Genomic DNA, 26,677 nt, shown 5'->3' on the forward strand with positions numbered 1-26,677 from the left:
CTCATGACTATTTCCCTTGAAAAAATCAACGAAGCATTAGCCACCGTCTACGATCCGGAAATTAAGCGACCAATCACCGAAATTGGCATGGTTCGTTCCGTAGACGTGACAGACGAAGGCCACGTCACAGTCGGTATCAACCTCACTACCGCTGGATGCCCATTGCGCAACAAACTCACCGAAGACGCCACCTCCGCAGTATCCGCGGTTGAAGGCGTTACCGGCGTCGAGGTTGTCATGGGAGTGATGAACGACGAAGAAAAAGAAGAACTGCGTAAAACCTTGCGTGGTGGCGCGCCAGAACGTCACAACCCATTCCAGGAGCCAGGATCGCTGACCCGCGTCTACGCTATCTCTTCTGGTAAAGGTGGCGTTGGCAAATCCTCAATGACCGTCAACCTCGCAACTGCTATGCAACGCCAAGGCTTGAAGGTTGGTATCGTTGATGCCGATATCTATGGATTTTCTATCCCCCACATGATGGGCGTTGATTCTCCACCGCAAGTTGTGGACAAAATGATCATTCCACCAGTAGCACACGATGTGAAAACTATTTCCATCGGTATGTTTATGGAAGAAAACATCCCGGTAGTCTGGCGCGGTCCGATGCTTCATCGTGCGCTAGAACAATTCTTCTCCGATGTGTACTGGGGCGATCTCGATGTCCTCTTGATTGACTTGCCACCAGGTACCGGCGATATTGCACTCTCCGTTGCACAGCTTATCCCGCAATCAGAAGTTGTTCTTGTGACAACTCCACAAGTTGCAGCTGCTGATGTAGCTGAACGTGCAGGGATGATGGCAAAGCAAACGGAACAACGTGTAGTTGGCGTTATCGAGAACATGTCCTTCCTGGCAATGCCAGATGGTTCGAAGATGGAAATCTTTGGCGCCGGTGGCGGCAAGAAAGTTGCTGACGAACTATCCTACATCCTTGGCTACGACGTCCCACTACTTGGCCAAGTTCCGCTCGAGCAGCCACTGCGCGAAGGTGGCGACGCCGGTGTTCCACTAGCTAGCCAAGACGGTTCTTCACCTGCACATGACGCGATTGATGAGATCGCAGCTACGCTGGGCCGTCGTGCTCGTGGACTATCGGGTAAGTCTCTTGGTGTCTCACCACTCTAAAAGCATAGGAAGCAGAGCATGAGCACAGAAAAAGCGCAATCGTGGTTGTATGCAGAATCGTTTGTCACCGACGGCGATGCTGTCGAACAGGCACGTTATCAGGCGGCTGAACTCGGTATCGAAAGTGTCAGCCCAGCAACTGGGCAATTCCTCTCGTTCCTAGCAACAGGTAGTCAGATCAAAACAATTGCCGATATTGGAACAGGCACTGGTGTATCTGGCCTGTATTTGCTCAGTGGCTCGAAAGAGTCCCAGCTTACTAGTATCGATATTGATTCCGAGGCGCAAAATCTTGCCCGGCAAAACTTTGCAGCAACGGGGATCCGTGCGGGACGCTACCGGCTTATCAATGGTCGCAGTGCTGATATCCTGCCACGTCTCGCTCCTAACTCCTACGATATCGTCTTTATCGACGGCGATATTTTAGAAGCAGAAGGTGACGTTCTGGAGGCATTGCGGATGCTTCGTACCAGTGGAATACTGATTGTCGCACATGCTCTCTACCATGATCGTGTTGCTGATCCAGCGCGTCGGGACGACAACACAGTAGCAATGCGAAATATTGGCCGTATGCTCCACGACAGCGATCAGGTAACTACATCGCTTCTGCCGTTAGGCGATGGTCTGCTCGTGGCTAAGAAGCTTTAGAAACGCTTCAAATAAGCTCCGGCGACAATACGTGTATTGTCGCCGGAGCTTATTTTCATTAACTTGCATGTGTTGACGATTGCTTTTTATGAACGTAACGATCTCTAAGCCAAGAAATACCAACTGCTACTAAATATAAAGTGAGTAATAATAGCGCCTGTATAGTCATCGGCCAGGGACTTGGCAAAGGGTTGGCGATCGCAGCAAAAACAAACGCACTAACAGTTGCCCAACGCCATCCGCTGAGCATTGTCCGAGCTGACATGACACCCAGGAAATTCAGGACGACTAACAGTTCTGGAATCAAGAAAGATATCCCGAATGCAATAACTAGGCGCATATAAAAAAGTACATAAGTGTTCGCTTGTAGTAAGGAAACCGCGCCTTCTGGCACAAATGATTGGAGTATTTCTACTGCCCGCGGAGCAAGCCAAATGCCGCTGAGAGCTCCTGCAGAAAAAAGCACAACTCCAACAAGCCCAAAAACTGCGAGATAGATTTTTTCTTTTCTCTTCAATGCTGGAGCAACAAAAATTCCTATTTGGCAGATCCACCATGGACTCGTCAATAAAATTGCGGTCCATATTGCCACTGTCAGCTTGAGATCGAATGCAGCGCCAATCGTCTGAAAATTTAAACTAACCGCACCATTATGTGTCGCTTTAACCGGTCCTTGAATGAACTGCATGACCGGATCATAGAGATACCATCCGGGGACTGTACCGAGAACTATTCCAGCAATGGACAGCAGCAGTCTTTTCCGAAGCTCTCGCAGATGGGCAAAAATTCCCATTCGTGCTTCCGGATTATTCTTCACGCAACGACCTACTCGTTATGTCCTTCTTTTTCATCAGTAATTGCGCCATCTTCTGGTGGAACATCATCTTGGAGTTCTTTCAATTCTTTCTTTAACACCTTGGCGCTTTGCCCAATCGACTTGGCAATTGTTGGAAGCTTCGAAGCACCAAAAATCACGATAAGAACAATGATGACAACAATAATATGAGACGGCTTCATATACTCCCCTAATAAAAAGAACGATAATGCCTAGAGTACATATATTAACTTGTACTGCATGCGAACGTCAGCCCCTACTATTTATAACACTGTTAATTTACGTATTTCCACAACTTTGGCAATCATCAAAAGTACTCGGTATCCTTGGTTCGCATATGCAAAGCACTATTTCAAAGGAGTGTGTGACATGAAAAAACAACGCTGGCTGGTTAGTCTATGCGTCACATTAGTTCTTTCTGGATGTCTTGGATCGGCTGATCTGCCAAATGACACAAACAAGATCACAATTTTTGCAGCTTCTTCTTTGCACCAAGCGCTTCCAGAGATCGTTTCAGAATTAGCTCCGGATATAAATGTTAGCTTCAATTTTGATGGCTCTTCTTCCTTAGTAGATCAGCTTTCCCAGGGCGCCCCAGCCGACTTACTCATCACTGCCGATGAAAATAATATGCAGAAAGCGCTAGCGAACGGATTGGTAGACAATACTGAATCATTCGCCTCTAACACGTTAGTGCTCGTAGTTCCCAACGATAATCCGGGCAACATTTCACGCTTTGATCAACAGTCACTTCAAGGAAAACGCCTCGTGATCTGTGCCCAACAAGTCCCGTGTGGAACAGCAACACAAAAGCTAGCTTCGGAGACTAATGTAAAGCTCACTCCCGTATCTGAGGAACAATCTGTCACAAGTGTGCTCGGTAAAGTTATTAGTGGAGAAGCTGACGCGGGAATAGTCTATAAAACAGATGCTATTTTTGCACAGGAAAAAGTATCTTCAATCGATATCGAAAATGCGGAACAAATAGTCAATAACTATATGATCGGAGTAACTCACGGCACTCAGCATTCAGCTTTGGCACAACGGTTCCAAGATCTTATTCTCAGTGCAGATGGGCAACGGAAGCTTGCTCAGTTTGGTTTCACAGTTCTAACGAAATAACAATGCAGAATTCTCAACATCCGTTATCCCACTCTCAACAGCTTGCCTACGCCCCGTGGTTACTGGTGCCGGCCATAGTCGGTCTATTATTCCTCATCTTCCCAATATTTGCGTTGCTACTAAGCACGCCTTGGGTTTCTATTATCGATCTGTTGCACAGCCCCGAAGCAACAGATGCATTATGGCTATCCGTAAAATCTGCTAGCATCGCCACGCTTTTGACCACTGTCTTTGGTGTTCCCCTCGCATTCGCTATCGCGCGTAGCAAACAGTGGCAAGGGAAGCTTCTGCGTATTCTCGTGCTACTTCCGTTAACACTTCCCCCAGTCGTCTCTGGTCTTGCACTCATGCTGGTCTGGGGACGGCGAGGAATGTTGGGATATTATCTTGATATAGCCGGATATTCCATCAGCTTCTCGACCATAGCTGTTATTTTTTCCCAGATCTTCGTCTCGCTCCCTTTTTTAGTGATTACCTTTGAAGCAGCCATACGGACACATGGGACTGCATACGAAGATACTGCGGTGGCGCTTGGCGCCTCAAGAACTCGCACATTTTTCACAGTCTCGCTCCCTTTACTAGCCCCAGCATTAATATCTTCTATGGCCTTGGCTTTCTCGAGAGCCCTCGGCGAATTTGGAGCCACAATTACGTTTGCCGGATCTTTACAAGGCATCACCCGCACAATGCCCATCCAGATTTATTTACAACGCGAACTCGACACTGACCAAGCGCTGGCTTTAGCCGTTATACTGATCAGCATCGCACTCGTCATGCTTGTCATTGGTAGTGTTCGGCTCCCCCTCTTTAGAATCTCTCGTATCCGTTCCTTGCCTTTAAAAAATCCTCAGGATTATAGTCACGAGCAGCGTAATTCCCAAGCGACTTCCGCCCCTGAGATTACTGTTCAAGCAAGTATCAAGGATCGAGACTTTAACGTGTCAACAACGTTTAAAGCCAACACAATAACAGTAATCAATGGCCCAAACGGCTCTGGAAAATCAACTCTCCTTAACCTGATCGCTGGAAATATCGTGGCAACACACGGTGGAGTTACGTTCACCCCGCCGCATCCGCGAGTGTCACTCCTACAGCAAAATCCATATTTGTTCCCTCATCTGAATGTCGTGCAGAATGTTGAATTCAGCTTTCGCTGCCGTGGTTTTTCTCGCACTCAAGCCCGCGCTCGCGCCATGGAAGAATTATCGTTCGTCGGCATAGAAACTCATGCACTACAGGACGTCAGGCAATTGTCTGGCGGAGAAGCTCAACGAGTTGCTATCGCCAGAGCAATGGCAACCGAACCCAACGTCGTCCTTCTAGACGAACCATTCACTGCGCTCGATGAAACTACTGCACGTAAGCTTAGAGTTACGCTGCGCAAACGACTTCAAGCAGAATCTGTCACTGCTCTGATCGTCTCTCACGACCGACAAGACACCGAATACTTTGCTCATTCGCTTCTCCAACTCCAACATGGAAAAATAATCAGCCATGAGTAATTGACAACTAGTTAACTATCTTCTCGATGCCACTGACCGGAACGACCACCAGCTTTATATGTAATTTTGCAATCAGTGATCTCAACACTTCGGTCCACACCCTTGACCATATCAACTATTGCTAAAGCGCTAACCGTGGCCGCGGTTAAAGCCTCCATTTCTACGCCAGTACGATCGGCAGTTCGTATCGTAGCTGAAATCGCAATATGATCTTCTTCTAAACTCATATCTACGCTAGCTCCATGAATACCGATGATGTGCGCGAGCGGTAGAAGATCCGGAACTTTTTTTGCTGCTTGAATACCACTAATTCTAGCTACCGCTAAAACATCACCTTTCGGCACAGTACCTTCGCGCAGAGCGCGCATAACTTTCGTGGAGCACTTTACTTTTGCTGTAGCAGTCGCAACACGGTTAGTCGGTTGTTTTTCAGTTACGTCTACCATGTACGCATGTCCAGTATTATCCAGGTGTGTAAACGAGGTCTGAGAGTTTGACATATTGTTTTCCTTAACGTAGACGGAGAATAGAAATGTTCTGACCTGGCTGAACCCATTTTTCAGTTGCAGGTACCAAAGCAAGAGCAGTGGCCTTAGGTAAGGACCCGACAAAGTGAGACGCCGAACCACCAGCAGATGCAGGAACTACTCCCCTCTCACTTTCCACTACAGGTACAAACTGGTCACGGCCTAGTTTATGCTTCCATGAGGTACCAGCTACAGAAGTGGTAAATAAATCAGCATATTCAATCCGTTTCCCGCCTTCCATGACGTTGAGTAACGGCAAAACAAATAGATACATGGAAACATATACACTTACCGGGTTTCCTGGTAAACATATGACAGGAACACCAGAGATCTCTCCAAAACCTTGAGGCTTTCCTGGTTGCATCATGACTTTAGTAAAATTTACCCCGTGCGAACGCAGACTCGATTTGACGACATCGAATGCCCCCGCACTCACTCCCCCCGTAGTGAGCACTAGATCGCATTCACTCACCAATTTTTCGATCGTCTCAACAAAGTGGGCAGAATCATCAGAATGCAAAGAGCGCACAGTCACATTAGCTCCTCGCTCAAATAGCAACCCACTAACGAGGAATGAATTCGAATCCGGGATAGTGCCGAAGTCTAACTCTTCACCGGGCGAACGCAATTCATTTCCAGTAGCTACTACCCCGACATTTAACTGACGATGAACCTTGACTGTCGCAAAACCGACAGCCGAAAACGCTGCGATATGGGACGGAGTAACCCTCGTTCCAGCTGTGAAAATTTTCTCCCCGACAGCCACGTCTTCGCCCGCATGGCGTACATTCGCATTTTTTTGGAGGGATATCTTGGGAACCACACAGTCGGGTGCCTGAGTAGCCATGTTCTCCATACCGCCGATAGTATCTTCGACGCGGATAACACTATTTGCACCTTCGGGCAGTGGTGCACCAGTCATTATTCGACTGGCTTGCCCGGGGAATATTTTCACTTGTGGAGCACATCCCGCTGGAATATCTTCGACAACACGGAGTTCTTGTCCCGGAATCACATCCTGTGCTCGCACAGCAAACCCGTCCATCGCAGAATTCGTAAAAGGTGGAATAGGGTAATGCGCTATGATGTCTTCAGCAAGAACTCTATTCAAGGCTTTCTCTATGGGTACATCTATAACTGGACTAGTATTGGCCAAACTTAAGATATCGTCATAGTGTTGTTCAACGGTTTTCATTACTCTCATTTCATTATGCTCTCGTAGTGGCAACAGGTACAGTTCGCATCTCTCCATTGAGTACATCAATTAATGCGATCTTCCCGTATGTCTTAGTTCCCATACCGCCAATAATCTTCAAAGCCTCTGAAGCCATATACGATCCAATCACACCACATATTGGCCCAAATGTTCCTTTTTCTTGTGGAGTTGGCAAAGCATCATATTTTTCTGAACGCGGGTAGACATCGTCAAGAGTGACACTATCTACAGACCCATCATGCATGAAAACACTGACTTGGCCGTAGTAAGAAATAACTGCTCCCCAGACATGCGGTAAGCCTAGCTCTTCACACACATCATTAACCAGATACCGTGTTTGGAAATTATCTGAACAATCAATAACCAAATCGTATGATCCTACAATTTGCTGAGCATTATCTGTAGTTAGCTTAACCGAGTGAAGTTCAGTGCCAGTGTGCGGATTCAAGTCGTTCATTACCTGCGCGGCACTCGTCGTCTTTCTCATTCCTTCTTTCACAGAACTGTGTATCACTTGGCGTTGAAGATTTGATTCGTCGACGACGTCGTTATCGACAATACCGATAGTGCCCACTCCGGCTGCTGTTAAATAAAGAAGAACAGGCGACCCAAGTCCTCCTGCACCAACCACTAAAACCCGAGCATTCTCGACTCTTTGCTGCGCGACTTCGCCAAATCCTGGCAGTCGAAGATGCCTTGTATACCGCACCTATTTCCTCCGTTTGCGTATAGGCAGTTATCCCCTAAACTTATGGCATGAGCCTAAGCGTAGTAAAATTTGCCGTCATTACAGTATCTGATCGTGTTTCTCGCGGAATTCGCGAAGACGGATCCGGACCCCTTGCCAAAGAGATATTATCTCAATTCGGCGAGATTGTTTTTTATGATGTTGTTCCTGATGGCATTGAACCCGTCCAAGGCGCAATTCATGCAGCTATGCAGGCAGGAAGCAATATCATTTTGACCACAGGTGGCACTGGGATCACCCAACGCGATCAGACGCCACAGGCAGTTTCTTCGTTGCTTTCGTTTGACATCCCTGGAATTGCTGCATTGATTCGAGAAAAATCGAAAGTGGCAACTGCTGTTCTTAGCCGTTCTATAGCTGGAGTTGTAGACGACGGAACATATCGAGCTGCGGTTGTTACTTTGCCTGGTTCACCAAATGCAGTAGCTGAAGGCATATCCGCTATTTCTGAACTTTTCTCACACTTAGCTGAACAACTAAAAAACGGTGACCACGACACCCACCTTTCTTCAGAACAACCACCTACTTCGCACCCTCACTCGGGCCATTTTGAACATACGTATAAGCTTGCACACCACGCTGAGCCCTCCACAGGAATCGGAGAAGTGGTCATTGCACAAATTCAAGATTCTCCTATTTCTATGGATGCCCTCCAGGCTGCTGTTTCTTCAGATATGGCCGGAGCGATTACTAGTTTTTGCGGTCAAGTACGCAATCATGACCATAAGAGGGGCGTTACCGGCATTAGCTACTCGGCACACCCGAGCTCGAACGAAATTATCCGTTCCATAGCCGAAAAAGTGGCACGCGAACGAGGCTTACACAAGATCGCCGTCATCCACAGAATCGGCCAATTAACGGTAGGCGACGTTGCTCTCGGAGTTGCAGTAAGCTCTGACCATCGCAAAGAATCGTTCCAAGCAGTTGAAGATCTCGTCGAACGCGTAAAACTCGAACTACCAATATGGAAAAAACAAGAGTTTACCGACGGCTCATCTCAATGGTCCGGTATGGCATAACAGCGGTAATCACCCACCAGCAAATGGCGGAAGGACATCCAGCTCGGCAACATCGCTTATACGATCTGCAACTTCTAGTCGGCGCCCGCCGCTTAAAAATGCACAGACAGAAAGATCTAAACGAAACTTTTCTCCATGCTCAGCCGCTAGGACATCAATGAGATCAGCGAGTGTTGCTTGTGCAGGTAATGAAATTGTTTCTGCAGTCTTTCCTGCACTATCAGCGATTCCTGCAAAGTATTTCACGGTAACTATAATATCCATTTTTAGCCTTCCACTGAAACTAAAGGTTGTCTTTGAGCTAGCCACCGATCGCACTCATAGTGCGATCAGGTTGAGTGAATCCGTCATCGTTGATGCCGTGTCGTGCGGGCTTGTTCCACATCGCCTCTTGCCATTGTGAAGCGATCTCACCATCAGAAGCACCTGAGCGAAGTAGTGCTCGAAGATCATATTCATCGTCGTTAAACAAACACGAACGTATTCTTCCTTCAGCTGTTAACCGGGTACGATCGCATTCAGCACAAAACGGCTGTGAAACTGAGCTGATGAAACCTACAGTACCTGCCGGATACTCTTGGGTTCCTAAAGTGCCTGCCGCAACACCCCACAACGATGCCGGCGAACTGCCCCGCATTGACTTCGGAAACTCTTCGAGCTTGAAACTACGTTGTAATCGTTCGATCAACGAAGGTGACGTAATAATTTCAGCTTTATTCCATTGCCCTTTCGGACCGATCGGCATGTGTTCGATAAATCGTAGTTCCGCCCCGATATTCAACGCTAAACACAATAGCTTCTCTGATGAGTCATCGTTGACACCTGGTATCACGACTGCATTGATTTTCGCTGGAGAGAGTCCCGCTGCTGTAGCAGCACTAATACCTTCCATAACATGAGCAAAACGGTCGCGGCGAGTCAATTCTAAATATTCTTCACGCGAAGATGAATCTAAAGAAATATTTACCCTCTTGAGACCGGCGTCATGTAAGGCTCGTGCGCGATGCGAAAGTCCCAGACCATTAGTTGTCAGAGCGAGGTCCAGTTTTTCTCCATCTGTAGTACGCAACTGTGCACACTCAGACACGATCGTCTCGAGCCCTTTACGCAGTAACGGCTCGCCTCCAGTGAAACGAACTTTTGTAATGCCTAGGTAGTTAACGCCAATCCGAACCAACCGCACAACTTCTTCGTCAGTTAAAATTTTCGACAGCGGAAGGACAGGTAGTCCTTCTTCTGGCATGCAATAAAGGCACCGGAGGTTGCACCGATCGGTTAACGATACTCGCAGATCAGTAGCTCGCCGTCCAAACTTATCGACAAGCCCAAGCTGTTTTTCATTGGTAACACTTAACGATGACAGCGACCGTTCGTGCTGGCTTTTCACATTACCTCCGTATTCTTGCATAGATAACCGAGAATACCCGCATCGTTCTGCTCTATCCAAATCGAAAGACCTCTTTTAACGGTAAGCTATTCCCGTGCTCTCAATAGCTTTCGGACACTATCTAATGGAACGGATTGGAACGGATTTTCTTGACGATGAACGCATAGAGCACACAGCTCTCTATCTATCGATTTGATCCGCGCCCCACAATTCTTACATTTACGAGTTTCGCTTTGAAAGAGTAGCTGCGCCTCTGGATCCTGAAGTGTACGCCATGTTTGTGGCTGAGTTGCTTCGAGCGCACCTACTGGACATAAGTCGATACAGGAATGACATCCCCGGCAAAGGCGTTGAGAAAGAACTAACTTTTCGACTCTCTCACGCCCATTGTTTGTATCCGTTTGTATCTGCAACGCATCGTTTTTACACGCTTTGACGCAGACACCGCATAAAGTACATCCGTTCGCATCGAGTTGTACTCCTTTTGGAGCAGAAAAAACCTGGTCTGGGTCGGATATACTTAACGCTTCTATCGCTTGGGCAGTACGCTCTTGATCGTCCGCATGAAAGTCGATAGGCGATGTTATTTTAAAACCTAAAACGGCTCGCCGCGGGAGCGGAACATGTGGAAGGGAGATAGTTTTCCCCTGCCGGAACAACCGTTTTCGGGTCGGATGAAAATCCGTAACCAACCCCGGCGTAGCATTCTTCCATATAGAAGCCTTTTTCGTTTCGGCATCTTTATGTATACCGCAAGTATGTATCGAAACTTGACGTGCGCCAACAGCCAGAATCTGCGCTGCTACGCCATCAGATTCCTGTGCTATGCATCCGGTCAAGATCGCGTTAATAGCTCCGGGTGGCGTTGAAATAGCTGGTGCTTTTGCACACGATATCACCACTAGCTCTGGTGAATCTTGCGCGGCCAACCAGCGCAATAGCAATCCAACAGAATCAAGCATTCGCTCCACCAGCTTGAAGTTTTTCACTCCACGTTTCAATCGCACCTAAGGTCAATGCCAAAATTCCTTTTAACCATGCAGTTTCAGCATATGAGTATGCTTCTCGGAGCATGTGCGGTGCCCATTGATTGATATGGTCGTTAGTGAAAGAAACAGCAAGTTCGTAGGCACGCTCTTCTCCATCTACCGTAATAAGGCAACACTGCGCCAAAAAATCAAGCTCTAACCCGATATGATCATCGGGCTCAGCATTATAGTTAGGTGCTCGCAACGATAGCTTGGAATACTCTGATCGAACTTCGAGAGTTTGCTTGTCAAAGACTAGACGATCATCGCCACGATGCACTGACTCAAATGGTGGAACTTTCGCACGGGCCGATATTCCATATAACGTATCTTGGTCTGTTCGGATCGCAGCGTCAGTCTCTTTCCGTTTTAAGGATTCTTTCAACAGTTCGCACCCTCTAGACGTATACTCCGACTCTGCAGGAAGCAACGGCCATTCATCTATCAACGATAGAACAGCATCACGAGTAGAACTATCGGCTGGTTGAATATGCAGTCTCCCCAAAACACCGAATGTCGCTGCAAATGCATCGAGCTCTATAGCGCTAAGCACACATCCTCCTTGTAGTGAAAGTAAATCCCGCAACCGAGATGAACAATAAATAAAAGTCTGCCACAAATACAGCGAAGGCGTGAGGTGAAATACTTTCACTTCACGCCTTCGCTCACGAGATCAACCAGCTATCGTTTGCCAGGTATTAAGTCCTTCACGCCACAATCCATCGTAATGGATTGAACGTCCCATTAGCTCTGAAGTTAAAGCCAAAACAAGTGCGAGAACGATAAGCACGATCAGAACTTTCTGAGGCTGATTTGCCGTCTGTACCTTGCTAAATGCAAAAACTCCCGCAATAACGACTGCAATTCCTAACAACAATAGTCGCCACAAGAGGAAGCTTGTCGATATCTCAGATGCCACATATTCCGCAGCATCGCCACCGTGCGAAAGGGCGAGCAGATATATTGGATACGTTACGAAAATAGCGATACCGGCAACTGTTGCGACTACTGACAATCCCCTCAGAGATGCTCGTAGGAAAGCAACCAGTTCAGCGTTTAACGGCTCTTTGGCTTGTTTACGTATCTTCGCCAGTGGATTGCTCGTCCATACGATGAGTAAGGCGACTGCTACAGCTAACGGCCCCGTAAGCAATGCAGATTCAAAGAAGAATAACGGTACAGATACGTTATTCCATGCTGGAATTGTCGAGGTCGAATAATATACGCCACTCATCGCAATTAACAAGAACAGTCCTGCAACAGCAGTCAAGATGGCGATAATCTCCCGAATACCACGAGTCAACCAGCCAAACCATTGAGATATAGCGAAAGCTGCACCGAATCCGCCAAACAATACTCCTGCCAGAAGTTCCCTGCTCAACCAGGAGGAGCCTAAATTATTCATTGTGTAAATAGCGTGGAACGGGTCGTTGAGATGGAAGAAAGCCGCGATAAATCCAGCAACCAAAAGTGGACCCACTGCATACATTCCAACATCGGTAATACGATCGATAGTACTCACTGTTAGTTTGCGATAGCGACCGAAGACTTGGATAGCACCCAGAGCCCAGAAAGCTCCAATGGACATCTGCGCAACAACAGTAAAAATGATCATGGGCAATTCATGAATATTCATCAGATCTCCTTAGGATTTGTAATCTGACCAGTACCTGAATCCCAGGCTTGGGCATCGCGATGAGGCGAAATAACCAAATGTGGTTTGGTGATTGAAGGATCCGGAAGCGGCGCTACCGAGTTAGTCTCTCCGTATTTTTCACGCAACTCATCAATAGGACCCCAGTCCAAAGCACGAGAAGGACAGGCAGACACACAGGCTGGATCTTTACCTTCAGAACGGTAGTCATAACAGAGATCGCATTTGGACATATGTCCGGTCTCAGCATTCAGTTGCGGAGCGCCATAAGGACAAGCCCACTGGCAATAGCGACAGCCCACACACTTTGATTCATCGACATAAACAGTGCCATCGGGGCGTCGACTCATCGCGGTGGTTGGACAAACTTCCATGCATACCGCATTTTCGCAATGGTTACAGGACACAGAGGTGTAGTATGCAAATACATTTGGCTCAAAAGTATTTCCCTGAACCTGCCATGATCCGCCGGAGTATTCTACAACTCGACGCCAAGTGACACCGACAGGAAGATCGTGCTTATCTTTACACGCTATTTGACAAGCCTTACATCCATTACATAGTGATTGATCAAAATGGAAGCCGTACTGCGCGCCTTCCTTTGTATAATCTTCAGCCACGATTACCCCTCCTAAGCCTTCTTAATTTCTACCGCGATAGTGTGGACGGCGTTGCCGCGCGCTAACGGTGACGGATGCAATGCCGACAATGTGTTCGTATTTCCACCAATATCTACTGGGTGGTCTTGGTTAGCTTCTTTTGGTGGTTCAACTTCGGATGTTGGAACCGGTGTAAACCAAGCACCTTGAGGTAAAGAAGCAACACCCGGAGCGATGCGATCGGTGACTTTCGCTTCGATTTTCACTGTCCCACGATCATTAAAGGCGAAAACTTGATCACCATTTTCAATACCACGAGCTGCCGCATCAATAGGATTGATCCAGATAGTCTGGATATGGGCTTCGCGCAGCCAATCAACATTTCCATACGTTGAATGCGTACGTGCTTTGAAGTGATGCCCAATCAGCTGAATAGGGAATTCACTTTCACGCACTTCTAGAGCACCTTCCCAGGTCGCTACATACTCAGGCAATGGAGAGAGTCGATCTCCTTCTCTTGCATCCCGGAACTCATCAAATGTCCACTTTTGTGCCATCTGTTCAAGTCGCTGAGAGTATATTTCGATCTTTCCTGATGGTGTCTCGAGTGGGTTGTTTTCCGGATCCTCACGGAAATCTTTCATGGAAACTATAGCGCCCTTTCGCTTTCTAAAGAGTCCCATCTCTTTCCACTCTTCATAGGTGGGAAGGTCTTCATCCTTTTCTCGCGCGATTCCCACAGCCTCACGAAGCCACCCTTCACGATCTTTTCCTTCTGTGAAAGACTCTTTCACACCAAGACGTTCTGCAAGTTCAGAACAGATTGTGTAAACGTCTTTGCACTCATAGAGCGGTTGGATTGCTTGAGAAGAGAGAATGCCGTACGCCATCGGACTAGCATTCTCGCCAGGATGCAGATCAAACTCTTCAGCAGCTGATGTTCCCGGCAGGAGGTAGTCAGAGTATCGACATGAAACAGTCATCTGAATATCGCAATTAACGATCAATTCGCACTTAGACTCATCTTCAAGGATGGCAATCGACTGGTTATTGTCACCAGTTTGGTTCACGATCGAATTTCCACCGTATTGCCAAACCATCTTGATCGGAACATCAAGTTTCGTGTTCGTGGGTTGACCATTTTCATCAACCGGAACCTTAAAATCACGAACGCCTTCTTCCGGTTTTTCCATAACACCAGAATTAAACGTATCCATTTTTTCGCCGTGGTCAATTGCATCTAGCCAGCCGAACACCGGGATGATCTTCATTGACGGGTTCGGCTTACTTGATGTGAGTAATTTCGGGATAGGTAGCCCCGGAGAAGATTCACGTGCTCCATTACCGCCACCCGAAATACCGATGTTTCCAGTAACACACGCTAATAAGAAGATAGCTCGAGCAGTATTCTCACCGTTGGCATGACGCTGAGGTCCCCATCCTTGGGTGATAGCACAAGGTTTAGCGCCTGCAATTTCACGCGCAAGACGACGGATAACATCAGCTGGCACACCCGTAATATCTGCCGCCCACTCCGGCGTCTTTTCTACACCGTCTTTCTTACCTTCAAGATATGCTCGATACGAAGCGTTAGCAGGTGCACCCTCCGGCATATGCTCTTCATCGAAGCCAACACAGTACTGGTCGAGGAATGCTTGGTCATGTAGATCCTCTTCTAACATGACCCAAATCATTCCTGCAATAAGTGCCGCATCCGTACCTGGTCGCAGTGCCACCCATTGATCTGCGAGGTCTAATGCAGTCTCCGAATACCTTGGGTCAATCACAATTGTGCGTACACTAGACTTCTTCTTCGTCTGCTGAGAGACGAAAGTCAACCCTCCCCCGGACATGCGGGTTTCAAGTGGGTTGTTGCCAAACATGACCTGCAACTTGGCATTTTCTGCGTCGTCAAGAGAATTTGAACCAAACCAGCTTCCGTAAAAGTACGGATAAGCAGATGTGATTTCCGTAGTGGAATAATCGGAGTAGTGGTCTAGATACCCTCCCCAGCAATTCAACAAGCGAGCAAAAGCTGTCTTATCCGGTGGCCATGAGGTAGAAACGACTGCTCCCAGGGTACCGGTACCGTAATTGACGTAGAAGGCTTCGTTACCATATTTGGCCTTGATTTCCTTCATTTTGTCTGCGATCTCATCGAGAGCTTGCTCCCATGAGATTTCCACCCATTGACCTTCGCCCCGCTTTGTTCCGGGTTTGCGCTTCAATGGCTTTTTCAAGCGATCCGGATTATAGATACGATGCCGAATTGATCGCCCACGCACACATGCACGTACTGATTGACCGCCAAGTTCATCACTCCCGGTATCGTCTGGTAAAACACGAATAACAGTTCCGTCTTTTACCTCTAGTCGCACTGGGCAGCGTGAGCCACAGTTTACCGTACAAGCAGACCAAATCATCTCTGACGAGTTCTGTTCAGCAGCCTTAGCCGAATCACTAAAAAATGCCGAACCGCCAGCGCCGACCAATGTGGCACTACCTGCCGCAACACCGGACCATTTCAAGAAAGAACGCCGCGAAATATCGAGAGCCCCTTCGCGATTCTCGGTTGTTTCTACCATGAGAACCCCCCTATTAATGACAAGTACCAAAAGTAAAATTCTCTTCCATTCATTGAGATAGTATGACTAATGCACACTTGTTCAATAGGAAGAAAGTCCCTAATAGTATCGTGAGGTATTTACGCAACTAAAATCTCACTAAACTCCTGTCAAAAATCTTGAAAATATTACTATTGACGGTATTCTTTCGTCAGAAATTGCATATAATTTCTTTCGACAAATTTTTTGCTGAAGCGAGGATGAAAGTGTCATCGACGTCGACAAATAGGACAGACCCGCGCTATATACGCTCAAGCGAACTTCTGCGCAACGCAATCCTTGAACTATCAAAGCATCACCGCCCCGACGACATCTCGATCGCAGAGCTAACAAAAGTAGCCGGCATTTCACGCGGCACATTCTATTCACACGCTTCCACGCCAGCAGAACTTCTCGCAAATGTTCTCATAGAGGAATTATCGCCACGCTTTTCTCGCATCTCTTCTTTAGTTCACGACTCTACAAATACCTACCTGCTGCGCTGGCGCGACATTTACATTGACTTACTTATACACGTCCACAATCACCGTTCGATCTATAAACACATATTCATCGATAAACCGGAATCAATCGCTCTTGGATATCTCACCACATACTTCCGTACGGTCATTCAAGAATACGTTTTAGGATTCGCGGCGCACAACGAAGAGCCACCAACGCCCCTATGGTTGACTATGGCAACCGAACAACAGGTCCATAACACCATCGTCATCATCACTTCTTGGTTGGAAACGGACATGCAAACGTCACCAGAGCGAGCAATGAATACCTTCATGAGCCTCGTTCCACCCTGGCAACTTGCCAAACTCAGCGAAGACGGCCGCATTTACTTGCGCAGGACACGCACCCTGCACTCTATGCTATCGTCTTCCACAGAGGCCAAGTAAGAAAGGAACAATCACATGTTCGGAATCAATAGTGCCGAATTCATCGTCGTGCTTATCGTGGGTGTGGTTGTTCTTGGTCCTTCACGCGCTGCGCACGCAATAATCTGGCTCCAACAAGGAATTCTGAAACTGCGTGAATGGTCCGGACAAATGCGGCAGTACTCAGCTGAGCTAAGATCGATGCAAGAATCAAGCTCTTCAGATATCGCAACCTCTATCTCTGGACTTACACCTTCCCAGTTGGACCCACGTTCAATGATCCGTGAAGCTGTAGCTGAAGAAATGCAACTATGGCTTAAAGAATCCCGTATCGCTGACATCAACACAATATCTACGAAAGAGAGTTCAGATGACTCGCAAAGATGACCCGCTCGCAATGAAGAAGATGGACGCATGGCTCAATGAAGTTAACTCCCTGCTGGGCCTCGAGCCGACTCTCATTGCAACCTACCAAAAACCACTCCTTGAACTCATTTCCACAATTGCACATGGACCATCCCGACCAGGAGCTCCACTGACAGCTTTCTTGCTTGGATATGCATCTGCTCAGTCAAACGAGGATCCAGCAAAACTTGCATCAAAGCTCGAAGATCTGGCGGCGAATTTTTCTTTTTCTGAGTGAGTTATGAGAGGAACCATTTTTCTCGGCGGCGGACGAGCTAAACGCCTACACGGACAGGCAAAACCCCATTTGCAAATCGGTGATAGATCTCTCCTAACACATGCAATTGCATGTCTAGAACAATTTACCGGCAATATCCCCTGTGTTCTTGTTTCTCCACCTGATAGACGAATACCCGCAAAGATCATTCAAACGCTAGAAGACCCACCGTATGGAGGACCAGTTGCAGGTATTTCTGCGGGTTTAGCTGCGTTGGACAGAGTGACTAAACCAGACAACGACCCCCCACCAAATTATGATTTTGTGGCCATATTCTCAGCGGATGCCCCGCTTGCTCCACTACTACTTCCAGCGCTGTTCAATGCCGCCAGGGGCCACCAGGGAGCTATCGCTTCCTGGGAAGGGAAGAAGAACTATCTCGTTGGTATTTATCAGTATTCGGCATTGGTGTCCTGTTTACCATCTAACCCACACGGGATGTCAGCGAGGGTAGCTTTTGCGGACATAGATTTAGCAACGGTGGACGACTTAGCTAATTTTTCCGCAGATATTGACCACCACGCTGACATCAAACGTGTTCAAACCTTAGTCGCACAACACGCGATAACAAGTCGGCGTCACCTTAACTAAGTTGACGCCAACAGAACGTTATGAGTGATATAGCTACGCGAAAACACTACCGAGCTTCACGCTCAGCAACGGCTTGTTGGACGACGTCGAACAACGTTTCCAACTCTTCATCACGTAGCTCTAAAACCATGCGTCCCCCACCTTCTAGCGGGATACGTAACACGGTTCCGTGGATTGATCGCTCTGTTTCAAGCGGGCCATCACCAGTGCGGGGTTTCATCGCAGCCATGAACCCTCCTCTCATAAGCCAACTTTGGCTAATAACTCAATTCTAATCTATTTTCGAGCTTTGAGTCGAAAAACTAGTTTTTCGTTTGGTCTGCTGTCATCTCTTTAGCGACTTTCTCAATACCGCGCGAAATCGCTTCGACTGTTTCTTCTGCAGTATCGACGACGGTGAACAAGTCATCGTAACCCTCAGAAACCATCCCCTCACCGAGTAGCTTTTGACACATCCAGTCCACCAAGCCGGCCCAATAGTCACGCCCAACCAAAACGATTGGGAAATCTTTAACTTTGCCTGTTTGAACCAAGGTCAATGCCTCGAAAAGCTCATCAAGAGTGCCGAATCCACCAGGGAATACTACGAACCCCATAGAATACTTCACGCATACAACTTTTCGGGCAAAAAAGTAGTCGAACGTCACTGGAACATTGACATAGTCATTGATTGTTTTTTCAAACGGTAGCTCGATCCCTAATCCAACTGACGCACCACCGGCATGGGCTGCTCCTTTGTTACCAGCTTCCATGATGCCGGGACCACCACCAGTAATCACAGCAAAATTTTGTTCGGCAAGCTTATGCCCCACCTCTTCCGCGAGCGCATAATATGGGCTATCAGGTGTGGTGCGAGCTGACCCGAATAATGCGATAGCCGGACCAATCGGAGCCATAACGCTAAAGCCTTCGACAAGTTCGCCTTGGATTCGCATGATTCGCCAAGGGTCAGAATGTAAAAATGACAGATCTTGGACTGGTGCAAGAAATTGTGCATCAGCTTCCCGGTCAGATGGTCGCATGAAGAGCTCCTTTAATTGTTAACCTGTCATTATTAAGGCAAATATCCACAGGCTACGGCATTCAACCACCCTATGCGAGTGGTGTTTTGGTAGTATTTACTTATGAATACTACTGAATTTTCACCTCAGGAACTTGCCACCGAAGCCGCACGTGTTATCGCTGAACGCACCGGTGTGGCACAACACGATATCGCACTAACGCTTGGTTCTGGTTGGGGCGGCGCCGCGGAGCTTATTGGCGAGGTTGTTGCCGAAATCGATGCCGCAGAAATCCCCGGGTTCCACGCCTCCGCCGTCGTTGGTCACGGCGGGAAAATTACTTCCATCAAACTAAAATCAGGACATCACGCGCTCGTATTGGGCGCACGCACGCACTTTTATGAAGGAAAAGGTGTGCGTGCAGTAGCTCATGGTGTTCGCACTGCGGCAGCTGCTGGAGCAAAGATCTGTATTCTCACCAATGGCTGTGGTTCAACCGTTCCAGAATGGGGTCCGGGAACAGCTGTGCTGATCAAAGATCATCTCAACCTTACCGCTACCTCACCTATCGAAGGCGCACATTTCGTCGATCTATCCGATGCCTATTCCAGTCGCCTACGCACAATCGCTCATGAGATTGATCCGGAACTCCCTGAAGGTGTTTATACCCAATTCCCCGGTCCACACTATGAAACTCCTGCTGAAGTGAAGATGGCGCGTATTATGGGCGGCGATCTCGTAGGAATGTCTACTGCGTTAGAAACAATCGCAGCAGCGGAAGCTGGAGTTGAGGTTCTGGGAATCTCCTTAGTAACCAACCACGCGGCTGGTTTTGGTCCAGATAAGCTCGACCACAAAGAGGTACTCGAAGCTGGCGTAGCGGCTGGCCCCCGTATCTCGCGTCTCCTAGCAGACATCATTGAACGTTTGTCTGCTTCCGCGTTGTAATCCATATTACTCATACCGAACTTATAAAAAGGAATATTATGTCATACAAAGTTGACGAAGTAGCGCAGTGGATCGAACACGATCCAGATAAAAAAACTGCTCAAGAAGTTTCAGATCTTCTTGAAAAAGCAGAAGCTGGAGACACCTTGTCTCAAGCTGAACTCACCGACCGATTCTCAGGTACCTTAGAATTCGGCACTGCTGGACTGCGCGGTGAGATGGCTGGTGGTCCGAACCGTATGAACCGCGCTGTCGTACGTCGTGCAGCCTACGGCCTGACCGCATGGTTGAAAGAAAAAGTTGGTCCTGATGCACTCGTTGTCATTGGCTACGATGCACGTTATAACTCAGCAGATTTCGCGGCAGACACCGCAGCTATCGTCACTGCGGCCGGGCTACGTGCCAAGATTATGCCGCGTGCACTCCCCACACCTGTTCTCGCGTTTTCAGTACGCTACTTTGGCGCAGATGCCGGTGTTATGGTTACAGCTTCGCACAATCCCGCAAAAGACAACGGCTATAAAGTTTACACCGGTAGCCGGGCAACTGATGAAGCTGGCCGTGGGGCACAGATTGTCCCACCAACCGATTCCCAAATTGCTGAAAAGATTGCTCAAGCACCACTCGCGGATGAAATCTCACTTGCAGAATCTGGCTGGGACATCATCTCGGAAGATGTTATCGATACTTATGTAGAAACAGCAATAAAAACTATTCCCGCAACTACTCCACGCGATCTGAAAATCGTCTACACCGCAATGCACGGTGTGGGAGCTGAAACGATGCGTCGCGTACTTTCCGGTGCTGGCTTTACCAACGTCGTTGAGGTCCCAGAACAAAACACGCCTGATCCAGATTTCCCAACTGTCGCGTTCCCGAATCCAGAAGAAGCCGGCGCACTCGATCTAGCAATCGCACATGCGAAGCATACAAATGCCGATATAGTTATTGCTTCAGATCCAGATGCTGATCGTGCTTCTGCCGCAATTCCTATCAACGGGGTATGGACACAACTTTCTGGCGATGAAATCGGATCAATCCTCGGCGAGCAAGTTGCGAGCCGCCTAGAAGCATCAGGTGAGCTTGCAACTCTAGCAAACTCCATTGTTTCTTCCCAGTTACTCGAACAAATCGCACGTGTACACGGCCAAGACTACGAAGCAACCCTCACTGGTTTCAAATGGATTTCGCGAGCCCATAACATCAGCTTCGGATATGAAGAAGCCATCGGCTTCTGTGTAGATCCGCAAAGCGTCAAAGACAAAGACGGCTTATCAGCTGGCCTACTCATCGCTCAAACCGCAGCTCGTTTGAAGGCTGAGGGTAAGAATCTACGTGATGAGCTCAACCGTATTGCTGTCAACGTCGGGGCACTCTACGCTACAGCGCCAGTAACAATCCGCGTCGATGACCTGTCAATTATCCCCGCAACCATGGATAAAGTTCGCAACAATCCACCGACAGTACTCATCGGGTCAGAAGTATCCTCCGTCGTCGATCTTTCGATCGGCACTTCCGATCTCCCGCCAACGAACGCCATGATCCTGCGCACTACGGCAGGTGACCGCGCAATCGTACGTCCTTCTGGTACCGAGCCTAAGGTCAAGTGCTACCTGGAGGTTGTCGTTCCACTTGAGGGGATGAACATTGACGATGCACGCCAGCATGCCAGCAAACGACTAGAACAATTCAAGGCTGATATGGGACAAGCACTTTCGCTTGACTAAAGTCGCAGATTTTTAATCTGCCACGGATCCGCCGGCGGCGCTGAAAAACAGTGTGCCGGCGGATTCTTATTAGCAAAACCAGAGATCTATTGCGGTAAACCGATCGGACACATGCTACCGGCGAGCTTACCTGTCAGTATTGAAAAGTTAAAGAGAGGTCCTAACCGCTACCACAACGATAGCAATCAGGACCTCGTACTTTTATTTACGAAACCCTACCTAGAATTTCATGCAGGAAGGGAATCAATAACCTTCTGAGTACCAGATAGACCTAAGCGAGTAGCGCCCGCCTTCATGAGCTCCAACGCAAAAGCGCCGTCATGAATGCCGCCCGACGCCTTGATCTCCAACTCATCACCGACAGTTGCTTTCATCACTTCAACAGCGTGAACTGATGCGCCACCTGCCGGGTGGAAACCAGTGGAAGTCTTGACGAAATCAGCGCCAGCATTCATCGATGCCTCACACGCCTTGGCGATTTCGTCATCGGTGAGCGCAGCAGATTCGATAATAACCTTGAGCACAGCGTATGGGATTGCATCGCGCACAACAGCAATATCGTATTCGAGCTCTTCCCACGCACCTTCCTTGGCTAGTCCAAGGTTAATGACCATATCCACTTCTTGTGCGCCAGCGGCTACTGCACGAGCAGCTTCTGCAGCCTTAATCTCTGATGCGACAGCACCTGACGGGAAGCCACACACAACAGCAAGCTTGATATCGCCAAGTTCGATGTCTTCGGGGAGCGGAAGCATTGACGGCGATACACATACTGAGTACGTGCCGAGCTTCTTTGCATCTTCAATCAACGCCTTCACATCGTCGATTGTTGCCTCCGGTTTCAATAAGGTGTGGTCTACAATTCCTGCAACTTCTTGCGGTGTTGCCATGATGTCTCCTTTTCTCAAGCAAGTACTACTGCCCTGCTTATGTTTCGTTTCTATTCTATCGCTTTACGACATTTTCTTTTCGGGAAGAACTGCCCAGACCGCTCGTGCCCAGTGCCCGAATGGCGCGAACCCCTTGGTGCGTTCCATCAGACTATAGAGCGGAACTCTGAATATCTTGCCGGATGCGGGATCGTAAATGTTGAGCTGAGGTAATCCATTCGGCGTATAGTTTTCGCCGGGCAGAACTCCAACAACGTGGCGCGGGACGAGGCCTCCTACTACCAGCCGGATACTCCGAAGATTTCGGTTGTGTCTTGGTGTTCCGCCGGTAAACAGTGCGGAAGCGTAACCAGCACATGCCGCATGGAAAGCCCACTGGAATGCATTCCATGCGTCCTCAGTGCGATCGTCTAGCGCAAAGCTGCGGTAAGACACGTCGTGCGTCGACAATTCTGCGGCTAACATTCCGGGTAGCGTTCCCCACATGTGTGGCCACCGGCTCTGATTATGCATCCGTCCAAAAATCTCGTATTCTTCACGGCGAGTATGCTCGGCATCGTCCGTCAAAGTCACCAGCTCAATCGGATCTTGCCCAGTGCGCACGCGCGAGATCGCTAACGCAACCATCGCTCCACACGTGTAGGGAGTGGATTGACGAAAGTCCCCGCTTCCAGTTCCCTGTTCCGCATACTCCTCGAGCACGTGACGATCATTGGAGGATAGTTCAGCGTATGGGAAGCTCACCGCTGTCTCAATCGACGTTGAGACAGCGGCAAGTGATGCGAGATTGAAAGGCATTAAGAAATCCGGTCCAAAACAACGGACTGTGATGCCTTGAATTCGCCACCAATCTCGATGCCACCAACGAGCGAATCAAGTGCACGCTCGATACGAGATTCGTCGTCGGTATGCAAGGTCATCAGCTTTTGTCCCTTCTTTACTTCATCGCCGGGCTTGGCAAAGAGTTCAATACCGGCCGCTGCCTGTACTGGTTCTTCCTTAAATGCACGACCAGCTCCCAGCCGCCAAGAGGCAACGCCAACAGATAGTGCGTCGAGCGTGGATAACACGCCATCAGACTCGGCGATAACGTCGTGGGTGAACTTCGAGGCTGGCATTGACGCATCTGGATCTCCACCTTGGGCTTCAATCATCTTGCGCCAAACATCCATTGCGCGACCATCTTTGAGGGCCTTTTCGACGTCGGCTTCAGGTTGTCCGGCAGCGGTGAGCATTTCACGTGCCAATGCGAGAGTAAGTTCGACGACGTCGGATGGACCACCACCAGCAAGAACCTCAACTGATTCCTCAACTTCAAGTCCGTTTCCGATCTTCATTCCAAGTGGCGTTGACATATCGGTCAGCAATGCGGTGGTTTTGACTCCGGCATCTGTTCCGAGATCAACCATTGTCCGAGCAAGTTCTCGAGCCTTCGTAAGATCTTTCATGAATGCGCCCGATCCGACTTTGACATCCAAAACCAGCGAATCTGTGCCTTCTGCGATCTTCTTCGACATAATCGAGGAAGCTATTAGTGGGATGCAATCGACTGTTGAGGTCACATCACGAAGTGCGTAGAGTTTTTTGTCAGCTGGAGCGAGTCCCGAACCCGCGGCACAAATGACAGCTCCTGGACCTTCGAGACCGAGTTGCTGCATGATTTCATCATTCGAAAGCGCTGCTCGCCACCCTGGAATTGCTTCGAGTTTATCGAGGGTTCCGCCGGTATGTCCGAGTCCGCGGCCCGAAAGTTGTGGAACAGCAACACCATACACTGCTACGAGAGGAGCAAGTGGAAGCGTGATTTTATCGCCTACGCCACCGGTTGAGTGCTTATCTGCGGTTACCCGTCCAAGTTTTGAGAAATCCATCCGCTCACCAGAGGCAATCATGGCGTTGGTCCACTGCGAAATTTCTTCTCTATCCATGCCGTTGAGGAAAATTGCCATAGCAAGTGCAGCCATTTGTTCGTCGCCGATAATGCCACGGGTATAAGCGTCAATTGTCCAATTAATTTCAGCTTGAGTGAGCTTGAGGTTGTCGCGCTTGTTCCGGATAACATCAACTACATCGAATTTTTCTGCCATTACTTTTCCTTCTTCTGTGTTTCTTGATCAGTATCCCGGAGTGCATAGGGAGTTTCGATTGTGATCTGGCTCGTCTCAACGCGGGCAAGATCTGCTGGGCCGAATCCTTGCGGAAGGACTTCTTTCATCGTCATAATTCCTGTTGGCATTGTCAACAATAGGTTTGGGCCGCCATGTTCAAATAGAAGTTGGCGGCATCGACCACACGGAACGATCACCTCACTGTTACCGTTAACACAGTAGAATGCAACAAGGCGTCCTCCGCCAGTTCGGTGAAGTATAGAAACAAGTCCGTTTTCAGCACATGTTCCTAAACCTGTAGAAGCGTTTTCAACATTACACCCAGACACTAGGCGGCCGTCATCGACCAGTGCTGCAGCGCCTACTGGATATCCCGAATATGGAGCATATGCGGTTTTCATAGCATCAATAGCTAGTTCGCGGAGTTCATTCCAGTTTATGTCAACCATAACTATTCCCTTCTTTTATTTTTAATGCGGGTGGGCCGGCATAGCCGGCCCACCGATCCACAAATTGTTTACTTGATGTACGGAATGTTTTCTGCAGCTGGCGGTCGAGACTTGCCGACAAAGCCAGCCACTGCAATGATCGTGATGATGTACGGAATCATGTTCACAAGCTGGGACGGGATTCCGCCATGGAGATTAGGCATCAGCAACGCTACTGCCTTAGCAAAACCAAACATTCCAGCTGCTCCGAAAGCACCTAGCGGATGCCACTTACCGAGGATCATTGCGGCCAAGGCAATATAGCCATTGCCGGCGGACATATTATCGGTAAATGCGAGTCCCTGACCAATAGTGAAGAATGCACCACCGAGACCTGCAATGGCAGAACCGAAGATTGTGTTGCGAATACGAGTACGGTTGACGTTAATGCCAACAGTATCTGCAGCACGCGGATGTTCACCACAAGCACGCATACGCAAACCCCAGCGGGAACGGTAGAGGAAGATCGTCAATAGTACTACCGCAATATACATGATGTATACCAAGATTGTTTGGTCGAAGAGCATCGGCCCAATCACTGGAAGATCAGCAAGTCCAGGAATACGTATTGTTGCAAGCGAGTATTGATTGGTGTTGAATGACTCGGCGTTATCTGACATGACTGTTCCATAGAAGAACGTGGTCAAACCTAGGCACAAAACATTGAGTACAACACCAACAATAATTTGATCGACTCCGTACTTGACAGCGAATAACGCAAGGAGAGATCCCACCAATGCGCCGGCAATCGGCGCGGCAATCAAACCCATGTATGGGGTCTTGAAGAATGATGCTGCCATAACACCGAAAAACGCGCCGACTAGTAGCTGGCCTTCAATCGCAATATTGACCACACCGACGTGCTCGCTGACCACACCGGACAATGCACCAAAAATGAGTGGTGTCGAGATTGCTACGGTAATACCGAGTGTGGAGGTTAAGGTGATAGCACCGGCCGAACCACCTCCCGCGAAAACGAGGAAGCCGAAGACCGTCAAGATTGCAACAACAATGACGGCAGTCTTATCGAGGATTCGGCCGAGTTGCGCGTACTTACCGCGTCCCATAGTAGAAATGACAGACCAGATAGTGGCAAGCAAGATCACTGCAAAGAAAATCCACAAGGTCGCCACTGATGGGACTGTGAAATCTGGAATTTCAATAGATGAGGCGCGATCATTGAGTCGGATTCGTGCATCACCGCTAGCGTTAAGAGCAAAGAACAGAGCTAAAACCGTGGCCAAGCCGTAGGTTACTGGCATCTTCCATGACAGCTTTCCCATGACTGCTCCCTGTGAGTTAGGGGATGTTGAGGTGATCGTGTTCATTATTTGACGAG

At 48.5% G+C, this 26,677-nt stretch carries 30 protein-coding genes; 11 read left to right on the forward strand and 19 right to left on the reverse strand.

Going from position 1 to position 26,677, the window contains the following annotated elements; translation table 11 throughout:
* The first annotated feature begins 3 nt into the window (after positions 1–3).
* Both JTE88_RS06265 and JTE88_RS06270 read left to right on the forward strand, forming a co-directional pair.
* Positions 4–1,128: an Mrp/NBP35 family ATP-binding protein gene (locus tag JTE88_RS06265; protein ID WP_204423654.1), complete on the forward strand. Its 1,125-nt coding sequence runs from the start codon at positions 4–6 to the stop codon at positions 1,126–1,128.
* A gap of 18 nt (positions 1,129–1,146) precedes the next feature.
* Positions 1,147–1,776, forward strand: coding sequence for an O-methyltransferase (locus JTE88_RS06270; protein ID WP_204423656.1), 630 nt, complete (start codon positions 1,147–1,149; stop codon positions 1,774–1,776).
* Positions 1,777–1,834: 58 nt separating this feature from the next.
* Here the strand turns inward: JTE88_RS06270 and tatC are convergent, their stop codons facing one another.
* Together tatC and tatA are read right to left on the reverse strand one after the other, a co-directional pair.
* Positions 1,835–2,593 carry a twin-arginine translocase subunit TatC gene (tatC, locus tag JTE88_RS06275; protein WP_338021078.1) on the reverse strand — a complete coding sequence of 253 codons (759 nt, stop codon included), beginning with the start codon at positions 2,591–2,593 and terminating at the stop codon, positions 1,835–1,837.
* Positions 2,594–2,601: 8 nt separating this feature from the next.
* Complete coding sequence (gene tatA, locus JTE88_RS06280) at positions 2,602–2,793, reverse strand: twin-arginine translocase TatA/TatE family subunit (RefSeq protein ID WP_204423658.1); 192 nt, start codon at positions 2,791–2,793, stop codon at positions 2,602–2,604.
* Between the two features lie 187 nt (positions 2,794–2,980).
* Between tatA and modA the strand changes: the two genes are divergently transcribed.
* Together modA and JTE88_RS06290 are read left to right on the forward strand one after the other, a co-directional pair.
* Positions 2,981–3,733: a molybdate ABC transporter substrate-binding protein gene (modA, locus tag JTE88_RS06285; RefSeq protein ID WP_204423660.1), complete on the forward strand. Its 753-nt coding sequence runs from the start codon at positions 2,981–2,983 to the stop codon at positions 3,731–3,733.
* A gap of 2 nt (positions 3,734–3,735) precedes the next feature.
* Positions 3,736–5,235: an ABC transporter permease gene (locus JTE88_RS06290; protein WP_204423667.1), complete on the forward strand. Its 1,500-nt coding sequence runs from the start codon at positions 3,736–3,738 to the stop codon at positions 5,233–5,235.
* 11 nt (positions 5,236–5,246) lie between these two features.
* Here JTE88_RS06290 and moaC read toward each other — a convergent pair whose 3' ends face one another.
* The 3 genes from moaC to JTE88_RS06305 are packed head-to-tail and all read right to left on the reverse strand — an operon-like array spanning position 5,247 to position 7,687.
* Positions 5,247–5,735 (reverse strand): cyclic pyranopterin monophosphate synthase MoaC, encoded by a 489-nt coding sequence (gene moaC / locus JTE88_RS06295; protein WP_204423669.1) that lies wholly within the window; start codon positions 5,733–5,735, stop codon positions 5,247–5,249.
* Positions 5,736–5,745: 10 nt separating this feature from the next.
* Positions 5,746–7,014: a molybdopterin molybdotransferase MoeA gene (locus JTE88_RS06300; RefSeq protein ID WP_338021079.1), complete on the reverse strand. Its 1,269-nt coding sequence runs from the start codon at positions 7,012–7,014 to the stop codon at positions 5,746–5,748.
* Positions 6,971–7,687 (reverse strand): HesA/MoeB/ThiF family protein, encoded by a 717-nt coding sequence (locus JTE88_RS06305; protein WP_204423672.1) that lies wholly within the window; start codon positions 7,685–7,687, stop codon positions 6,971–6,973. Before JTE88_RS06305 ends, JTE88_RS06300 begins: the two co-directional genes overlap by 44 nt.
* A gap of 47 nt (positions 7,688–7,734) precedes the next feature.
* Here JTE88_RS06305 and JTE88_RS06310 point away from each other — a divergent pair, with 47 nt between their 5' ends.
* The gene (locus JTE88_RS06310; protein WP_204423674.1) at positions 7,735–8,745 is read left to right on the forward strand and encodes a molybdenum cofactor biosynthesis protein MoaE; all 1,011 of its coding nucleotides are present in this window, start codon (positions 7,735–7,737) and stop codon (positions 8,743–8,745) included.
* A gap of 9 nt (positions 8,746–8,754) precedes the next feature.
* Here the strand turns inward: JTE88_RS06310 and JTE88_RS06315 are convergent, their stop codons facing one another.
* The 7 genes from JTE88_RS06315 to JTE88_RS06345 form a co-directional block, all read right to left on the reverse strand.
* Positions 8,755–9,009: a MoaD/ThiS family protein gene (locus JTE88_RS06315; protein WP_204423675.1), complete on the reverse strand. Its 255-nt coding sequence runs from the start codon at positions 9,007–9,009 to the stop codon at positions 8,755–8,757.
* Positions 9,010–9,046: 37 nt separating this feature from the next.
* Complete coding sequence (gene moaA, locus JTE88_RS06320; RefSeq protein ID WP_420826928.1) at positions 9,047–10,132, reverse strand: GTP 3',8-cyclase MoaA; 1,086 nt, start codon at positions 10,130–10,132, stop codon at positions 9,047–9,049.
* An 86-nt stretch (positions 10,133–10,218) separates the two neighbouring features.
* Positions 10,219–11,094, reverse strand: coding sequence for a 4Fe-4S dicluster domain-containing protein (locus tag JTE88_RS06325; RefSeq protein ID WP_204423679.1), 876 nt, complete (start codon positions 11,092–11,094; stop codon positions 10,219–10,221).
* Complete coding sequence (locus tag JTE88_RS06330) at positions 11,087–11,713, reverse strand: TorD/DmsD family molecular chaperone (protein ID WP_204423680.1); 627 nt, start codon at positions 11,711–11,713, stop codon at positions 11,087–11,089. Before JTE88_RS06330 ends, JTE88_RS06325 begins: the two co-directional genes overlap by 8 nt.
* A 120-nt stretch (positions 11,714–11,833) precedes the next feature.
* Positions 11,834–12,796, reverse strand: coding sequence for a dimethyl sulfoxide reductase anchor subunit family protein (locus JTE88_RS06335; protein WP_204423686.1), 963 nt, complete (start codon positions 12,794–12,796; stop codon positions 11,834–11,836).
* Positions 12,796–13,434, reverse strand: a complete 639-nt coding sequence (locus tag JTE88_RS06340) for a DMSO/selenate family reductase complex B subunit (protein ID WP_338021080.1) — start codon at positions 13,432–13,434, stop codon at positions 12,796–12,798. Before JTE88_RS06340 ends, JTE88_RS06335 begins: the two co-directional genes overlap by 1 nt.
* A gap of 11 nt (positions 13,435–13,445) precedes the next feature.
* Positions 13,446–15,998 (reverse strand): DMSO/selenate family reductase complex A subunit, encoded by a 2,553-nt coding sequence (locus JTE88_RS06345; protein WP_204423688.1) that lies wholly within the window; start codon positions 15,996–15,998, stop codon positions 13,446–13,448.
* 245 nt (positions 15,999–16,243) lie between these two features.
* Here JTE88_RS06345 and JTE88_RS06350 point away from each other — a divergent pair, with 245 nt between their 5' ends.
* Genes JTE88_RS06350 through mobA form a run of 4 tightly spaced genes read left to right on the forward strand, consistent with a single transcriptional unit; the run spans position 16,244 to position 18,176 of the window.
* Positions 16,244–16,924 carry a TetR/AcrR family transcriptional regulator gene (locus JTE88_RS06350; protein ID WP_204423689.1) on the forward strand — a complete coding sequence of 227 codons (681 nt, stop codon included), beginning with the start codon at positions 16,244–16,246 and terminating at the stop codon, positions 16,922–16,924.
* 15 nt (positions 16,925–16,939) lie between these two features.
* Positions 16,940–17,290, forward strand: a complete 351-nt coding sequence (locus JTE88_RS06355; RefSeq protein WP_204423691.1) for a twin-arginine translocase TatA/TatE family subunit — start codon at positions 16,940–16,942, stop codon at positions 17,288–17,290.
* Positions 17,274–17,546 carry a DUF6457 domain-containing protein gene (locus JTE88_RS06360; protein ID WP_204423693.1) on the forward strand — a complete coding sequence of 91 codons (273 nt, stop codon included), beginning with the start codon at positions 17,274–17,276 and terminating at the stop codon, positions 17,544–17,546. The genes JTE88_RS06355 and JTE88_RS06360 overlap by 17 nt, the downstream gene beginning before the upstream one ends.
* 3 nt (positions 17,547–17,549) lie before the next feature.
* Positions 17,550–18,176, forward strand: coding sequence for a molybdenum cofactor guanylyltransferase (gene mobA / locus JTE88_RS06365; RefSeq protein ID WP_204423694.1), 627 nt, complete (start codon positions 17,550–17,552; stop codon positions 18,174–18,176).
* 46 nt (positions 18,177–18,222) lie between these two features.
* On the opposite strand, the gene JTE88_RS06370 is transcribed toward mobA, so the two are convergent.
* On the reverse strand, positions 18,223–18,405 hold the full coding sequence (locus tag JTE88_RS06370; RefSeq protein ID WP_204423695.1) for a DUF3117 domain-containing protein: 183 nt from the start codon (positions 18,403–18,405) through the stop codon (positions 18,223–18,225).
* A gap of 73 nt (positions 18,406–18,478) precedes the next feature.
* Complete coding sequence (locus tag JTE88_RS06375) at positions 18,479–19,198, reverse strand: LOG family protein (RefSeq protein ID WP_204423697.1); 720 nt, start codon at positions 19,196–19,198, stop codon at positions 18,479–18,481.
* A gap of 102 nt (positions 19,199–19,300) precedes the next feature.
* Between JTE88_RS06375 and JTE88_RS06380 the strand changes: the two genes are divergently transcribed.
* Both JTE88_RS06380 and JTE88_RS06385 read left to right on the forward strand, forming a co-directional pair.
* Entirely contained in the window at positions 19,301–20,125 is an 825-nt protein-coding gene (locus tag JTE88_RS06380) for a purine-nucleoside phosphorylase (protein WP_204423698.1), read from the forward strand.
* Positions 20,126–20,163: 38 nt separating this feature from the next.
* Entirely contained in the window at positions 20,164–21,852 is a 1,689-nt protein-coding gene (locus JTE88_RS06385) for a phospho-sugar mutase (protein ID WP_204423700.1), read from the forward strand.
* 227 nt (positions 21,853–22,079) lie between these two features.
* Here JTE88_RS06385 and deoC read toward each other — a convergent pair whose 3' ends face one another.
* From deoC to JTE88_RS06410, 5 genes are all read right to left on the reverse strand, one after another.
* Entirely contained in the window at positions 22,080–22,742 is a 663-nt protein-coding gene (gene deoC / locus JTE88_RS06390) for a deoxyribose-phosphate aldolase (RefSeq protein WP_204423701.1), read from the reverse strand.
* Positions 22,743–22,805: 63 nt separating this feature from the next.
* A complete protein-coding gene (locus JTE88_RS06395) occupies positions 22,806–23,540 on the reverse strand; it encodes a hypothetical protein (protein ID WP_204423702.1) in 735 nt (244 codons plus the stop codon).
* Positions 23,540–24,829 (reverse strand): thymidine phosphorylase, encoded by a 1,290-nt coding sequence (locus JTE88_RS06400; RefSeq protein ID WP_204423704.1) that lies wholly within the window; start codon positions 24,827–24,829, stop codon positions 23,540–23,542. Before JTE88_RS06400 ends, JTE88_RS06395 begins: the two co-directional genes overlap by 1 nt.
* Entirely contained in the window at positions 24,829–25,299 is a 471-nt protein-coding gene (locus JTE88_RS06405; protein ID WP_204423706.1) for a cytidine deaminase, read from the reverse strand. The genes JTE88_RS06400 and JTE88_RS06405 overlap by 1 nt, the downstream gene beginning before the upstream one ends.
* Positions 25,300–25,367: 68 nt before the next feature.
* Positions 25,368–26,666 carry an ABC transporter permease gene (locus tag JTE88_RS06410; RefSeq protein ID WP_239519589.1) on the reverse strand — a complete coding sequence of 433 codons (1,299 nt, stop codon included), beginning with the start codon at positions 26,664–26,666 and terminating at the stop codon, positions 25,368–25,370.
* Positions 26,667–26,677: the final 11 nt, after the last annotated feature.

It is taken from the genome of Arcanobacterium phocisimile (genome assembly GCF_016904675.1).
Taxonomy (GTDB): domain Bacteria; phylum Actinomycetota; class Actinomycetes; order Actinomycetales; family Actinomycetaceae; genus Arcanobacterium; species Arcanobacterium phocisimile.